Genomic DNA, 13,541 nt, shown 5'->3' with positions numbered 1-13,541 from the left:
CTGAACAAGGCTCAGCACAGCCCATGCCAACGCCTTTCAGGCCCCGCCCGCTGGGCGCGCGCAATCCGCTGTGCCGTTTCCTACAACCTGTAACCGCACTATCTGACACTTTTTGTCACCTGCACGGGCCGTGTTTGGCGCTGTCACTTGACTAGGCTATAAGTCATGAACGGCAAGCGTGCGGGATCCCCATGAATGACATCGCTCTGAGCGGTCTGGCCAAGCAATTGGTCCAGGCCGAACTGCTCACGGAAACAAGTGCCCGGCAATCCTGGGCGCAGGCCCAGCGCAATCGTGTGTCGCTGGTCAATTACCTGGTGCACAACAAACTGGTCAACAGCCGGCAGATCGCCGAGATCGCTTCCGAACATTTCGGCATGGCCCTACTCGATCTGCATTGCCTGGACAAAGAAACCCAGCCCAAGGGGCTGGTCAGTGAAAAACTGGTTCGTCAGCACTGCGCCCTGCCGCTGTGGCGGCGCGGCAACAAACTGTTCGTGGGGCTTTCCGATCCGAGCAATCAGCAGGCGATCAGCGACATCCAGTTCAGCACCGGCCTGAGCACCGAAGCGATTCTGGTCGAGGACGACAAGCTCAGCGACGCCATCGACAAGTTCTTCGACAGCCACACCTCGGGCCTGGAAGAAATGGCCGATGTCGATCTCGACGGCCTCGACGTCGAATCCATCGATGACAGCAAAAAGGACGTTATCGGCGGCCTCGATGCGGACGACGCCCCGGTCGTGCGCTTCGTGCATAAAATGCTGCTCGATGCGATCAAGAGCGGCTCTTCCGACCTGCATTTCGAGCCCTACGAAAAAAACTATCGGGTGCGCATGCGCACCGACGGCATGCTGCGTGAGGTGGCCAAGCCGCCAATCCAGTTGGCCGGGCGCATTGCCGCGCGTTTGAAGGTAATGGCCAGTCTGGATATTTCGGAACGGCGCAAACCGCAGGACGGGCGCATCAAGATGCGTCTGTCAAAAAGCAAATCCATCGATTTCCGCGTCAATACCCTGCCGACGCTGTGGGGTGAAAAAGTGGTGATCCGGATTCTCGACCCGTCCAGTGCGCAAATGGGCATCGACGCCTTGGGTTACGAAACCGAACAAAAGGCCTTGTACCTCGCTGCGCTGAAACAGCCGCAAGGGATGATTCTGGTCACCGGCCCCACCGGCTCCGGCAAAACCGTGTCGCTGTACACCGGGCTGAACATCCTCAACACCGTCGACATCAACATTTCCACCGCCGAAGACCCGGTGGAAATCAACATGGAAGGCATCAACCAGGTCAACGTCAATCCTCGGCAAGGGCTGGACTTCGCCCAGGCGCTGCGTTCGTTTCTGCGCCAGGATCCGGACGTGATCATGGTCGGCGAGATCCGCGACCTGGAAACCGCCGAGATCGCGATCAAGGCTGCGCAGACCGGCCACTTGGTGCTGTCGACCCTGCACACCAACAGCGCGGCGGAAACCCTCACGCGCCTGCACAACATGGGCATTCCCGGTTTTAACATCGCCACCTCGGTCAGCCTGATCATCGCCCAGCGTCTGGCGCGCAAGTTGTGCGCGCACTGCAAGCGGCCGCTGGAAATCCCGCACGAAACCTTGCTCAAGGAAGGCTTTCCCGAGGAACGCATCGGCCATTTCACGATCTACGAGCCGGTCGGTTGCGATCACTGCAACGGCGGTTACAAAGGACGCGTGGGGATTTATGAAGTGGTAAAGAACACACCGGACCTGCAACGGCTGATCATGGCCGAGGGCAATTCGCTGGAAATCGACATTCAGATGCGTCGCGACGGCTTCGCCGATCTGCGCACTTCGGGGCTGCACAAGGCCATGCAAGGCATCACCAGCCTTGAGGAAATCAACCGGGTCACCAAGGATTGAACATGGCGGTCAAGGCAGCGAAAGTCAGCGTTTACGCCTGGGAAGGCACAGACCGCAAAGGCAGCAAGGTCACTGGAGAATTGAGTGGGCAGAATCCCGCACTGATCAAGGCGCAGTTGCGTAAACAGGGGATCAACCCCGGCAAGGTGCGCAAGAAATCAGCGTCCCTGCTGACCTTGGGCAAACGCATCAAACCGCAGGACATCGCCCTTTTCACCCGGCAGATGGCAACGATGATGAAGGCTGGTGTACCGCTGTTGCAGTCCTTCGACATCATCGGTGAAGGCTTCGAAAACCCGGCCATGCGCAAGCTGGTCGATGAGGTCAAACAGGAGGTCGCGGCAGGTAACAGCTTTGCCACCGCCCTGCGCAAAAAGCCGCGATACTTCGACGAGTTGTACTGCAACCTGGTCGACGCCGGCGAACAGTCCGGCGCCCTCGACACCTTGCTCGAACGGGTCGCGACCTATAAGGAAAAAAGCGAAGCGCTCAAGGCCAAGATCAAGAAAGCCATGACTTACCCCACCGCCGTGGTGCTGGTGGCGGCTGTGGTAACGGGCATTCTGCTGGTCAAAGTGGTGCCGCAGTTCCAGTCGGTATTTTCCGGGTTCGGTGCCGAACTGCCCGGCTTCACCCTGATGATCATCAGCCTGTCGGAATTCATGCAACAGTGGTGGTGGGCGATTCTTTTGGTATTGGTGGCGGCGTTTTTCGGTACTCGCCACGCGCTGAAGACTTCACAGGCCCTGCGCGACCGTCGTGATGCGTGGCTGCTGAAACTGCCGCTGGTGGGCACTTTGATGTACAAGTCCGCCGTCGCGCGTTTTGCCCGAACGCTGTCGACCACATTCGCAGCCGGTGTGCCACTGGTGGAAGCGCTCGATTCGGTCGCCGGCGCCACCGGTAACGTGGTGTTCAAGCGTGCAGTGCTGAGGGTTCGTCAAGACGTGTCGACCGGCATGCAACTGAATTTCTCGATGCGCAGCACCGGTGTGTTTCCGAACATGGCGGTGCAGATGACCGCCATCGGCGAGGAGTCCGGGGCGCTGGATGACATGCTCGACAAGGTCGCCGGCTTCTATGAAGCCGAGGTCGATAACATGGTCGACAACCTTACCAGCCTGATGGAGCCGTTCATTATGGTGGTGCTGGGAGTCATCGTCGGTGGACTGGTGGTGGCCATGTACCTGCCGATCTTCCAACTCGGCTCAGCGATCTGACATGCCTATCGACGAACTGTTTGCCGTGTATCCGCTGGCCTTTGTGGTCACCGCGCTGCTGCTCGGGCTGGTGGTGGGGAGTTTTCTCAATGTGGTGGTCTGGCGTCTGCCGAAGATGCTTGAGCGCGACTGGCGCCAGCAAGCCCATGATGTGCTCGGCCTGCCCACCGAAACGCCTGTGCCGACTTACAACCTGATGCTGCCGCATTCCGCATGCCCGCATTGCGGACATCGGATCCGGCCGTGGGAAAACATTCCGCTGCTCAGCTACCTGTGCCTGCGCGGTCGCTGCTCGGCCTGCTCGGCGCCGATCAGCAAACGTTACCCGCTGACCGAACTGGCCTGCGGCCTGCTCTCGGCATTCATCGCCTGGCACCTGGGCTTTGGCTGGCCGGCAGGTTTGTTGATTTTGCTGACGTGGGGCTTGCTGGCGATGAGTCTGATCGACTGCGAACATCAACTGCTGCCCGATGTGCTGGTGCTGCCGTTGCTGTGGCTGGGGCTGATCGTCAACAGCTTCGGCGTGTTCGTGGCGTTGCCCGATGCATTGTGGGGCGCGGTCGCGGGTTATCTGGCGCTGTGGTCGGTGTTCTGGCTGTTCAAACTGCTGACCGGCAAGGACGGCATCGGTCATGGCGATTTCAAGCTGCTGGCCCTGCTTGGGGCGTGGGGTGGTTGGCAGATCCTGCCGCTGACGATTCTTCTGTCTTCCTTGGTGGGGGCGATTTTGGGTGTCGTCATGCTGCGTCTGCGCGCTCAGGAAACCTCGACGCCGATCCCGTTTGGGCCCTTTCTGGCAATTGCCGGCTGGATTGCCTTGCTCTGGGGTGGTCAAATAACCGACTTCTATTGGCAGTCTGTCGGTTTGAAATGAATACCCCTGTGGAAAAACCCTGGATTCTTGGCCTGACCGGCGGCATCGGCAGCGGTAAAAGCGCGGCGGCCCAGCACTTCATCGACCTCGGTGTGCATGTGGTGGATGCCGATCATGCGGCGCGCTGGGTGGTCGAGCCGGGGCGTCCGGCGCTGGCGAAGATCGCCGAACATTTCGGTTCCGGCGTATTGCAGGCCGATGGCACGCTGGACCGTGCCGCCCTGCGCACGCTGATTTTCGAGGACGCCGAACAACGGCGTTGGCTCGAAGCGCTGCTGCATCCGCTGATCGGCGAAGAAATCGCTCATCATCTGGCGCAGGCAAAATCGCCTTACGCGATTCTGGTTTCGCCGTTGCTGATCGAGTCCGGGCAATATGCGATGACACAACGCATCCTGGTCATCGATGCGCCGCAACAACTGCAGATCGAACGCACCCTGCAGCGTGACCAGACCAGCGAACAACAAGTGCAGGCGATCCTCAAGGCGCAATCGAGCCGTGAAGACCGCGTAAGCCGCGCCGACGATGTCATCGTCAACGACCGTGACCTCGCGTGGCTGCACAGCGAGGTCGAGCGCCTGCATCACTTTTACCTGACTTTATCCGGAGGCCAAGCATGAGCCAGATTCCAACCGTTGAATGCCCAACCTGCGGCGCCCCCGTCGAGTTCACCCCGGCGAACAAATTCCGTCCGTTCTGCTCCGACCGCTGCAAACTGATCGACCTCGGCGCCTGGGCCTCGGAAGAACACAAGATTCCAGTCGCCCCGGATGCTGAAGACGAACTGTTTTCCGGCGATTTCGACCCGCGTCACTGATCGCCGTCCAGGCGCGCATAAAGCCCGCGAGCACGGCGGTTCGATGTGGATCAGGATTTCGGATCGTCGTCTTTCCACGGTGCCGACAGGTAACGGGTGCGGTTGAAGGTCTCCAGCCACTCGGGGCAGAACACCACCAACGCGCTGACGACCATGCCGTTGATAAAAGCTTCGGGGAACAGCAGCAACCACAGGTAACCGACGAAATCCTCCAGCCATTCCGGCATGGCAAAGAGGCCGTCGTACCAGAGCAGTGTCAGGCTCAGGATCAGACACAACAGGCCGGACAACGCGGCGACGAAAAAGCCCGAACAGAAGATGTAAACGAACGGATTTCGTGGCTGCGCACGCTCGACCAGAATCGCCACGCACTCGGTGATCAGCACCGGCAGCAGAATCAGCAAAGCGCCATTGACGCCGACCGCAGCCAGATCCTGACGGCCCAACAGCACCAGCCCCACCTGCGCGACCAGTCCACCAATGATCGCCAGCGGCCAATCGAGCAGCAGGGTGACCGCCGTCATGCCAATGAAGTGATAGGACACACCGGTATCGAAATCCCTGCGCACCAGCCACAGCAGGAACAGCGCGAACACCGTACCGAAGAGCAAATGCTGCCGGCGGCTGTCGCTGAACAGCTCGACCCATGGCGCGCGGACGATCGCCCAGAGCAACACCGGCAGATAAATCAGCCAGCCGAGCGTCAGGCTTGCCGTTGAAAGCAGTTCGGCACCGATCATGATTCCCTCACCTGCCACTCGACACGTTTTTTGTAGGAGCTGCCGAAGGCTGCGATCTTTTGATCTTGTTTATAAAAGCAAAAGATCGCAGCCTTCGGCAGCTCCTACAAGGGCGCAATCGCGCGACGTTTATGTCTGGGCCGATGCAAAGCTATCTGCATGTCGCATTTGGACGCTAAGCTTGGGCTTATGGATGATTCAGATTATTTACGCCTGCTGACCATCGCGGCCGAGCAAGCCAACGCTTTCCTGTCCAATGCCCGCAAATGGGAGCGTGAGCGTTGGGTCTGCCAGCGCCTGTTGCAAGGCTTGAATATCCCCTACCGTACCGACGAGTTCGCCCCGGCCGGCGAGCCGCCGGACGTGTTGTTTCGCGATGCCAATTTCGAAGTTTTTTTCGTCCTCGATGAAGGCCGCCGCCTCAACGATGAATGGCGCGACGAACTGCAGCGCCGACGCAGCGCCTTCTCTCTAAGCCAACTGGTGCGCCGCGAAGCCAAGCCAAAACGCATCCCGGCCAATGAATTCCTCCTGCGCCTGGCGCCGACCCTGCGCAAGAAGGCACATAACTACAAGGAACGCGGCATGGATCTGGGTGAGTTGGACATCATCGCCTTCGCCAGCCTCAAGCGCGAAGTGCTGGACCTCAACAGTCATTTTCCGCCACCGACCGAATATCTGCGTCAGGGCTGGCGCTCGCTGTCGCTGGTCGGCCCGACGTTCGCCCGCGTGCTGTTCGCACACCCCGACGCACCGGACTTTCTGCGCAGCAACCTCGGCCGTAGCATCGTCTTCGACGTGGGCATCAGCCTGTGACGCCGCTGCAGCAATTGATTGCCGATGTTCCCCAGTCGGGCCGCGTGCGCTGGATCGGCGTGCGGCCCGAATCCCGAGGGCCGATGCTGGAGCTCGACGCGGTTGAGGCGCGCCTGGAAGCCGGGCTCACCGGCGATCACGCCCGCCCCGGCGTTCGCAATGCGCGGCAGGTCACGCTGATTCAGTGGGAGCACCTGGCGGTGATCAACGCCTTGATGGGCCGCCCCGATGACGAACCGATCCGGCCTGAAGATTTGCGGCGCAATCTCGTTATAAGCGGAATCAATTTGTTTAGCCTCAAGGGGCGGCGCTTTCGCATCGGGCAGGCAATACTCGAAACCACTGGCTGGTGTCAGCCTTGCGCACGTTTGCAGAACAACCTTGGCCCGGGCACTTTTCAAGCCGTGCGCGGGCATGGCGGAATCACCGCCCGGGTGTTACAAAGCGGCATCATTCGCCTCGACGATAGCGTGTGCGTCGAACCGGTTCCGGACAGCGGCTTTGCTGCGTTCCACCCCGGCTGAAAACCGCTGTAGCCTGTGTTCATTCAGTAACGTCTACCTGACGAGGCAAATATGACCAGCCGCCTGAACCCCGAAGACCAAAAGCATGTCGAAGAGTACCTGCAATTGTCCCAACACCGTGTCGAGCGCCGGCCCTTCCGGCCGTGGATGCTCCTGGTGCTGGTGCTGGCAGTAACCATTGGTCTGGGCCTGTTGAGCCGATTTATCAGTTACCTGACGCTATGAGCAGCCTCGCGCTCGCTCGGGTAACCGCACCGATTCCCTTTAAAAACCTTGCGAGTTATCCCTATGTCCCATCGTATTGTCATTGTCGGCGGCGGCGCCGGCGGTCTGGAGTTGGCTACCCGTCTGGGTAAGACTCTGGGCAAGCGCGGCACGGCCAGCATCATGCTGGTCGACGCGAACCTGACCCACATCTGGAAACCGCTGCTGCACGAAGTGGCTGCCGGATCTCTGAACTCCTCCGAAGACGAACTCAACTATGTCGCCCAGGCGAAATGGAACCACTTCGAGTTCCAGCTCGGGCGCATGAGCGGGCTCGATCGCGCGCAGAAGAAAATCCAGCTGGCCGCAACCTACGACGAAAACGGCGTCGAGCTGGTGCCGGCGCGTGAAGTGGCTTATGACTCGCTGGTGATCAGCGTCGGCAGCACCACCAACGATTTCGGCACCCAGGGCGCGGCGCAGCATTGCCTGTTCCTCGATACGCGCAAACAGGCCGAGCGCTTCCATCAGCAATTGCTCAATCACTATCTGCGCGCCCATGCCGGGCAGACCGATGTGGTCGAGCAGATCAGCGTGGCCATCGTCGGCGCCGGCGCCACAGGCGTTGAACTGGCGGCAGAACTTCATAACGCGGCGCATGAACTGGCGGCATATGGTCTGGACCGGATCAAACCGGAAAACATGCACATCACTTTGATTGAAGCCGGCCCACGGGTACTGCCCGCCCTGCCGGAGCGCATCAGCGGGCCGGTGCACAAGACGCTGGAAAAGCTCGGGGTCAACGTGATGACCAATGCGTCGGTTAGCGAGGTCACCGCCGACAGCCTGATCACCGCCGACGGCAGCGAGATCAAGGCCAGCCTGAAAGTCTGGGCGGCCGGTATTCGCGCGCCGGGTTTCCTGAAGGACATTGACGGTCTGGAAACCAACCGCATCAATCAGCTGCAAGTGCTGCCAACCCTGCAAACCACACGTGATGAAAACATCTTTGCCTTCGGTGACTGCGCGGCCTGTCCGCAACCGGGCACCGATCGCAACGTACCGCCGAGGGCACAAGCGGCACATCAGCAGGCTTCGCTGCTGGCCAAGTCGCTGAAACTGCGCATCGAAGGCAAGACCCTGCCGGAGTACAAATACACCGATTACGGCTCGCTGATTTCGCTGTCGCGTTTTTCTGCCGTGGGTAACTTGATGGGTAACCTGACCGGTAGCGTGATGCTCGAAGGCTGGCTGGCGCGGATGTTCTATGTGTCGCTGTACCGCATGCACCAGATGGCGCTGTACGGGCCGTTCCGCACGGCGATGCTGATGCTGGGGAGCAAGATTGGCCGTGGCACCGAGCCGCGTTTGAAGCTGCACTAAGGCCAACATCCGTGGGAGCTGGCTTGCCAGCGATGGCGGTGGGGCAGGCAACATGCTGCTCGCAGATCCAGCGCATTCGCGAGCAGGCTCGCTCCCACCTCTGATCTTTATTCCGAGCCCTGCAGCGAGCGGGGCTTTTCATAGGTTGTGGATCAGAGCTGGAAGCGTCGCACCATGCCCTGCAGGGCATTGGCCAGTTGCGACAGCTCATGGCTTGATGCGCTTGTCTGATCAGCGCCAGCAGCGGAACGCACCGACAGGTCGCGAATATTCACCAGGTTGCGATCCACTTCCCGCGCTACTTGCGCTTGTTCCTCAGCCGCACTGGCGATCACCAGGTTGCGCTCGTGAATCTCGTGCACCGACGCCGTGATCGTCACCAATGCCTCACCCGCCCGCTCAGCCAAGGCTAAAGTGCTTGCTGCACGGGAAGCGCTGGCCTGCATTGACTCCAGCGCCAGACTCGAACCGCTGCGCATGCCCTGCACCATCTGCTCGATTTCCTGAGTCGATTGCTGAGTGCGATACGCGAGTGCACGTACCTCGTCAGCCACCACCGCAAAGCCACGCCCGCTTTCACCTGCGCGAGCCGCTTCGATGGCGGCATTGAGCGCCAGCAGGTTGGTCTGCTCGGCGATGGCGCGGATTACATCGAGCACTTTGCCGATGTCCTGTGACTGATTGGCCAGCGACTGCACCAGTTCCTCAGTGTTCTGCACATCACTGGCCAGCGCATTGATAGCGCTGGCGGTTTCGCTGACACGCTCCTGGCCCAACTGAGCCGACTGACTGGATTGACGCGTGGCATCGGACGTCGACACCGCGTTGCGCGCGACCTCCTCCACCGCAGCGGTCATCTGGTTGACTGCAGTGGCGGCTTGCTCGATTTCGTTGTTCTGCTCTTGCAAGCCCCGGGTGCTGTCGACGGTGACAGCGCTCAACTCGTCAGCGGCGGTGGCCAGTTGCGTCGCCGAGCCGCTGATGCCTTGCAGCGTTTCCCGCAGGTTCTGCTGCATCGTCGCAAGGGCCTTGAGCAAGCGGCTGACTTCGTCGTTGCCATGGCTTTCGATCGGTCGGGTGAGATCACCCTGAGCCACGCTTTCTGCGGCGCTTACGGCGCTGCTCAGCGGCCGCACGATACTGCGCGTGAGCAACATCGCCAGGGCCACCGTGGCCAGCGCAGCCAAACCAATGAACAGGCTGACGATGGTTCGCGAGGTTTCATAATGCGCAGCGGACTTCTCGCTTTCGGCGGCGACCTGGCGGGCGAATAGATCGGCGAGATCGTTGAGTTGTTTGCCGGAGCCGTCGACCACGGTCTTCATGTCGACGAGCAGCAATTTGGTCAGCTCGTCACGTTTGCCTTGCTCGGCGAGGGTAAATGACTGGGCAATACCGGTGCGATAGGCGGCGAAGGTTTTCTTGAACTGGTCATAAAGTTGCTGGCCTTCGGCAGTGTCGACCAGTTTGTCGTAGGCGGCGATCTTCTCGCTCAGCTCCTTGTCGCGGGTGTCCATCTGGCCGCGATAGGTGGCGATGTTGGCCGGATCCTGATCGAGCGCCATGCGCAGGGAGATGGTTCGGATGCGCAGCATCAGTTCACGAATCTCGTCGCCGCCACGAATGCTCGGCAACCAGCGGTTCTCCACCGCCACCTCGCTGTCGCGAATGCTCGACATCTGCCCCAGCGCAAAAACCCCGAGCAAGGCCACCAACACCGCGATCAAGGCAAATCCGAGGGCAGCCCGAGGTGCAATATTCAACTGACGAAGCAACATGACGAACGCCCTTATTCTTGTAATGGCTAGATCAAGGGGTGAAGTGTTGGCAGTCCCCTCGTGTTAGCGGGCTATCGGCCAGTTGTATGACGACTTGAAGAGATTCGGCTTTCGCCGGGCAAAAAAAATCCCCGTATCTTTCGATACGAGGATTTTCAATATGGTCGGGGTAAGGGGATTCGAACTCCTGACATCCTGCTCCCAAAGCAGGCGCGCTACCGGACTGCGCTATACCCCGGTTTGAAATTGGCTCCGTGACCAGGACTCGAACCTGGGACCCAATGATTAACAGTCATTTGCTCTACCGACTGAGCTATCACGGAACTACATATTTCAATTTACAACAGTGAAACCTGAAGCTTCTCGACACCGTTTCGCATCGCTGCGTTCGTGTGTCTGAGGCGCGCTATTCTACAACCTAGAACACCTCTGTCAACCCCCTAAATTGCTTTCAAGTTAATGATTTGCAACTTATTTCAGTTTTCAACCCAGTGGATTGAAACGCTGTCGGTGACTGACTGCGGGGCGCACTTTACAAGCCTTTTCCTTTGAGTTCAACAGCCTGGCGAAAAAAAGGCCTCGCAATGCGAGGCCTTCCCGGTTTCATTGCCGCTGAGGCTTAGCCAAAAACGATTTCGTCGTTCTCGACCTTGCCGGTGGCGGTGTCGCCCGGCATGAAATGACCCGACAGGATCAACTGCGCCAGCGGGTTTTCGATCCAGCGCTGAATCGCACGCTTCAACGGCCGTGCGCCATAGACCGGGTCGTAACCGACGGCAATGAGCTTGTCCATCGCTTCCGGACTCAGCTCCAGCTTCAGCTCGCGCTCGGCCAGACGACTGCGCAGACGACCCAACTGGATCTCGGTAATCCCGGCAATCTGATCGCGCGCCAGCGGCTCGAAGATCACCACTTCGTCCACGCGATTGATGAACTCTGGCCGGAAGTGCGACGTCAGCGCGTCCATTACTGCCGCACGCTGCGCTTCACGATCACCGACCAGCTCCTGGATCTGCATCGATCCGAGGTTGGACGTCATCACGATGACCGTGTTGCGGAAGTCCACCGTACGCCCGTGGCTATCGGTCAGGCGTCCATCCTCAAGCACCTGCAGCAGGATGTTGAACACATCCGGATGCGCCTTCTCGACTTCGTCCATGAGGATCACCGAGTACGGCTTGCGACGCACGGCCTCGGTCAGATAACCGCCCTCTTCATAGCCGACGTAGCCCGGTGGCGCACCGATCAGACGAGCCACGGAATGCTTCTCCATGAACTCGGACATGTCGATCCGCACCATCGCCTCTTCGGTATCAAAGAGGAATTCGGCCAGCGCTTTGCACAGCTCGGTTTTACCGACACCGGTCGGGCCGAGGAACATGAACGAGCCGCTTGGACGGTTCGGGTCGGACAGCCCGGCCCGTGAACGCCGCACAGCGTTGGCCACAGCCACGACCGCTTCTTCCTGACCGATTACCCGTTTGTGCAACAGGCTCTCCATCTTCATCAGCTTGTCGCGCTCGCCTTCGAGCATCTTCGACACCGGGATGCCAGTCCACTTCGACACGACTTCAGCAATTTCTTCTTCAGTGACCTTGCTGCGCAACAACTGGTTTTCGCTTTTGCCGTGCTGGTCGACCATTTGCAGGCTGCGTTCCAGATCCGGGATCACCCCGTACTGCAACTCGGCCATGCGGTTCAGGTCGCCTTTGCGGCGCGCGGCTTCCAGTTCCTGACGCGACTGTTCGATCTTCTGCTGGATCTGCGCAGAACCCTGCACCTCGGCTTTTTCCGAGTTCCAGATTTCTTCAAGGTCGGAGTATTCACGCTCGTGACGCTCGATTTCTTCCTGAAGTTTTTCCAGGCGTTTCTTCGCCGCGTCGTCGCTCTCTTTCTTCAGCGCCTGGGATTCCACCTTCAATTGAATCAGGCGCCGCTCCAGACGATCTAGCACTTCCGGCTTGGAGTCGATCTCCATGCGGATACGGCTGGCGGCCTCATCGATCAGGTCGATGGCTTTGTCCGGCAGCTGCCGATCCGTGATGTAGCGATGGCTGAGCTTGGCAGCGGCGATGATCGCGCCGTCGGTGATCGCCACTTTGTGGTGGACCTCATAACGTTCCTTGAGGCCACGCAGAATGGCGATGGTGTCTTCTTCGCTCGGCTCATCCACCAGGACTTTCTGGAAACGTCGCTCGAGCGCCGCGTCCTTCTCTATATATTGGCGGTACTCGTTGAGCGTGGTCGCGCCGACGCAGTGCAACTCACCGCGCGCCAGTGCAGGCTTGAGCATGTTGCCGGCGTCCATCGAGCCTTCGCCTTTACCGGCGCCGACCATGGTGTGCAATTCGTCGATGAACAGAATGATCTGCCCTTCCTGTTTCGACAGTTCATTGAGCAACCCTTTCAGGCGTTCCTCGAACTCACCGCGATACTTGGCACCGGCAATCAGCGCGCCCATGTCCAGCGACAGCAGGCGCTTGCCCTTGAGGCCATCCGGCACTTCGCCGTTGATGATGCGCTGAGCCAGCCCTTCGGCGATCGCGGTTTTACCCACGCCAGGCTCACCGATCAGCACCGGGTTGTTCTTGGTGCGACGTTGCAGAACCTGAATGGTACGGCGGATCTCGTCGTCACGGCCGATCACCGGATCAAGCTTGCCGTCTTCGGCGCGCTTGGTCAGGTCGACGGTGTATTTATCTAGCGCCTGCCGCGACTCTTCGTGGTTGGCGTCATTCACCGCTTCGCCGCCACGCAGGTTGTTGATCGCGTTTTCCAGAGCTTTCTTGCTCACGCCCTGGCCGAGCAGCAACTTGCCGAGCTTGCTGTTCTCGTCCATCGCGGCGAGCAGCACCAGTTCGCTGGAAATGAACTGATCGCCCTTCTGCTGAGCCAGACGGTCGGCCTGATTGAGCAGGCGCGCCAGATCCTGCGACATGTTGACGTCGCCGGTCGGGTTCTGGATTTTAGGTAATTGGTCGAGCTCTTTGGTCAGCTCTTTACGCAAGCTGTTGACGTCGAAGCCTACTTGCATCAGCAGCGGCTTGATCGAACCGCCCTGCTGTTCAAGCATGGCCTGCATCAAGTGCGCCGGCTCAATCGCCGGATGATCGTGGCCTACCGCCAACGACTGGGCGTCGGACAAGGCCAACTGTAATTTGCTGGTTAAACGGTCTATACGCATGGGTCACCTTCCTTTTGAGCAGGCCGGACCTAAGAAACCATCCTGAATAAAGAAACCTGCCAGATACCGCTATAGATGCGGTCGATTCTGCAAGATTCAAGCGTCGGAG

General features: G+C 59.6%; 12 protein-coding genes and 2 tRNA genes. 9 read left to right on the top strand and 5 right to left on the bottom strand.

Annotation, left to right across the window (positions count from 1 at the left end; all coding sequences use genetic code 11):
• The first annotated feature begins 191 nt into the window (after positions 1 to 191).
• The 5 genes from pilB to yacG are packed head-to-tail and all read left to right on the top strand — an operon-like array spanning position 192 to position 4,803.
• Complete coding sequence (gene pilB, locus ACIGDJ_RS20770; protein ID WP_101157617.1) at positions 192 to 1,892, top strand: type IV-A pilus assembly ATPase PilB; 1,701 nt, start codon at positions 192 to 194, stop codon at positions 1,890 to 1,892.
• Positions 1,893 to 1,894: 2 nt separating this feature from the next.
• Positions 1,895 to 3,112 (top strand): type II secretion system F family protein, encoded by a 1,218-nt coding sequence (locus ACIGDJ_RS20765; RefSeq protein ID WP_101157615.1) that lies wholly within the window; start codon positions 1,895 to 1,897, stop codon positions 3,110 to 3,112.
• Position 3,113: 1 nt separating this feature from the next.
• The gene (locus tag ACIGDJ_RS20760) at positions 3,114 to 3,986 is read left to right on the top strand and encodes a prepilin peptidase (protein ID WP_397479507.1); all 873 of its coding nucleotides are present in this window, start codon (positions 3,114 to 3,116) and stop codon (positions 3,984 to 3,986) included.
• The gene (coaE, locus tag ACIGDJ_RS20755; RefSeq protein ID WP_313005931.1) at positions 3,983 to 4,606 is read left to right on the top strand and encodes a dephospho-CoA kinase; all 624 of its coding nucleotides are present in this window, start codon (positions 3,983 to 3,985) and stop codon (positions 4,604 to 4,606) included. Before ACIGDJ_RS20760 ends, coaE begins: the two co-directional genes overlap by 4 nt.
• Positions 4,603 to 4,803 carry a DNA gyrase inhibitor YacG gene (gene yacG / locus ACIGDJ_RS20750; protein WP_016773149.1) on the top strand — a complete coding sequence of 67 codons (201 nt, stop codon included), beginning with the start codon at positions 4,603 to 4,605 and terminating at the stop codon, positions 4,801 to 4,803. The genes coaE and yacG overlap by 4 nt, the downstream gene beginning before the upstream one ends.
• Before the next feature lie 50 nt (positions 4,804 to 4,853).
• Here the strand turns inward: yacG and ACIGDJ_RS20745 are convergent, their stop codons facing one another.
• Positions 4,854 to 5,543, bottom strand: a complete 690-nt coding sequence (locus ACIGDJ_RS20745; RefSeq protein WP_397479508.1) for an energy-coupling factor ABC transporter permease — start codon at positions 5,541 to 5,543, stop codon at positions 4,854 to 4,856.
• Positions 5,544 to 5,732: 189 nt separating this feature from the next.
• Here ACIGDJ_RS20745 and ACIGDJ_RS20740 point away from each other — a divergent pair, with 189 nt between their 5' ends.
• The 4 genes from ACIGDJ_RS20740 (at position 5,733) to ACIGDJ_RS20725 (ending at position 8,470) form a co-directional block, all read left to right on the top strand.
• Entirely contained in the window at positions 5,733 to 6,359 is a 627-nt protein-coding gene (locus tag ACIGDJ_RS20740; protein ID WP_101157607.1) for a DUF1780 domain-containing protein, read from the top strand.
• The gene (locus tag ACIGDJ_RS20735) at positions 6,356 to 6,883 is read left to right on the top strand and encodes an MOSC domain-containing protein (protein ID WP_101157605.1); all 528 of its coding nucleotides are present in this window, start codon (positions 6,356 to 6,358) and stop codon (positions 6,881 to 6,883) included. Before ACIGDJ_RS20740 ends, ACIGDJ_RS20735 begins: the two co-directional genes overlap by 4 nt.
• Positions 6,884 to 6,934: 51 nt before the next feature.
• Complete coding sequence (locus tag ACIGDJ_RS20730) at positions 6,935 to 7,108, top strand: DUF3094 domain-containing protein (protein WP_007909875.1); 174 nt, start codon at positions 6,935 to 6,937, stop codon at positions 7,106 to 7,108.
• 63 nt (positions 7,109 to 7,171) lie between these two features.
• Positions 7,172 to 8,470, top strand: a complete 1,299-nt coding sequence (locus tag ACIGDJ_RS20725) for an NAD(P)/FAD-dependent oxidoreductase (protein WP_101157603.1) — start codon at positions 7,172 to 7,174, stop codon at positions 8,468 to 8,470.
• Positions 8,471 to 8,622: 152 nt separating this feature from the next.
• Here the strand turns inward: ACIGDJ_RS20725 and ACIGDJ_RS20720 are convergent, their stop codons facing one another.
• The 4 genes from ACIGDJ_RS20720 to clpB all read right to left on the bottom strand — a co-directional run bounded on the left by ACIGDJ_RS20720 (position 8,623) and on the right by clpB (position 13,432).
• The gene (locus ACIGDJ_RS20720; protein ID WP_313005939.1) at positions 8,623 to 10,248 is read right to left on the bottom strand and encodes a methyl-accepting chemotaxis protein; all 1,626 of its coding nucleotides are present in this window, start codon (positions 10,246 to 10,248) and stop codon (positions 8,623 to 8,625) included.
• Between the two features lie 161 nt (positions 10,249 to 10,409).
• Positions 10,410 to 10,486: transfer RNA gene (locus tag ACIGDJ_RS20715), tRNA-Pro, on the bottom strand.
• Between the two features lie 9 nt (positions 10,487 to 10,495).
• Positions 10,496 to 10,571: transfer RNA gene (locus ACIGDJ_RS20710), tRNA-Asn, on the bottom strand.
• Positions 10,572 to 10,867: 296 nt separating this feature from the next.
• Positions 10,868 to 13,432: an ATP-dependent chaperone ClpB gene (gene clpB, locus ACIGDJ_RS20705; RefSeq protein ID WP_016773142.1), complete on the bottom strand. Its 2,565-nt coding sequence runs from the start codon at positions 13,430 to 13,432 to the stop codon at positions 10,868 to 10,870.
• Between the last annotated feature and the right edge of the window lie 109 nt (positions 13,433 to 13,541).

The organism is Pseudomonas sp. NPDC079367, from assembly GCF_044542195.1.
Lineage (GTDB): Bacteria > Pseudomonadota > Gammaproteobacteria > Pseudomonadales > Pseudomonadaceae > Aquipseudomonas.
Note: the sequence above shows the minus strand (reverse complement) of the source record. Positions and strands in the feature narration are given on the sequence as shown.

Bases quoted from the DNA above. Each gene is read 5' to 3' on its own strand.
- ACIGDJ_RS20765 (WP_101157615.1), top strand. From the start codon at position 1,895: ATGGCGGTCAAGGCAGCGAAAGTCAGCGTTTACGCCTGGGAAGGCACA.
- ACIGDJ_RS20725 (WP_101157603.1), top strand. From the start codon at position 7,172: ATGTCCCATCGTATTGTCATTGTCGGCGGCGGCGCCGGCGGTCTGGAG.
- ACIGDJ_RS20740 (WP_101157607.1), top strand. From the start codon at position 5,733: ATGGATGATTCAGATTATTTACGCCTGCTGACCATCGCGGCCGAGCAA.
- yacG (WP_016773149.1), top strand. From the start codon at position 4,603: ATGAGCCAGATTCCAACCGTTGAATGCCCAACCTGCGGCGCCCCCGTC.
- ACIGDJ_RS20720 (WP_313005939.1), bottom strand. From the start codon at position 10,248: ATGTTGCTTCGTCAGTTGAATATTGCACCTCGGGCTGCCCTCGGATTT.
- ACIGDJ_RS20760 (WP_397479507.1), top strand. From the start codon at position 3,114: ATGCCTATCGACGAACTGTTTGCCGTGTATCCGCTGGCCTTTGTGGTC.
- coaE (WP_313005931.1), top strand. From the start codon at position 3,983: ATGAATACCCCTGTGGAAAAACCCTGGATTCTTGGCCTGACCGGCGGC.
- ACIGDJ_RS20730 (WP_007909875.1), top strand. From the start codon at position 6,935: ATGACCAGCCGCCTGAACCCCGAAGACCAAAAGCATGTCGAAGAGTAC.
- clpB (WP_016773142.1), bottom strand. From the start codon at position 13,432: ATGCGTATAGACCGTTTAACCAGCAAATTACAGTTGGCCTTGTCCGAC.
- pilB (WP_101157617.1), top strand. From the start codon at position 192: ATGAATGACATCGCTCTGAGCGGTCTGGCCAAGCAATTGGTCCAGGCC.
- ACIGDJ_RS20745 (WP_397479508.1), bottom strand. From the start codon at position 5,543: ATGATCGGTGCCGAACTGCTTTCAACGGCAAGCCTGACGCTCGGCTGG.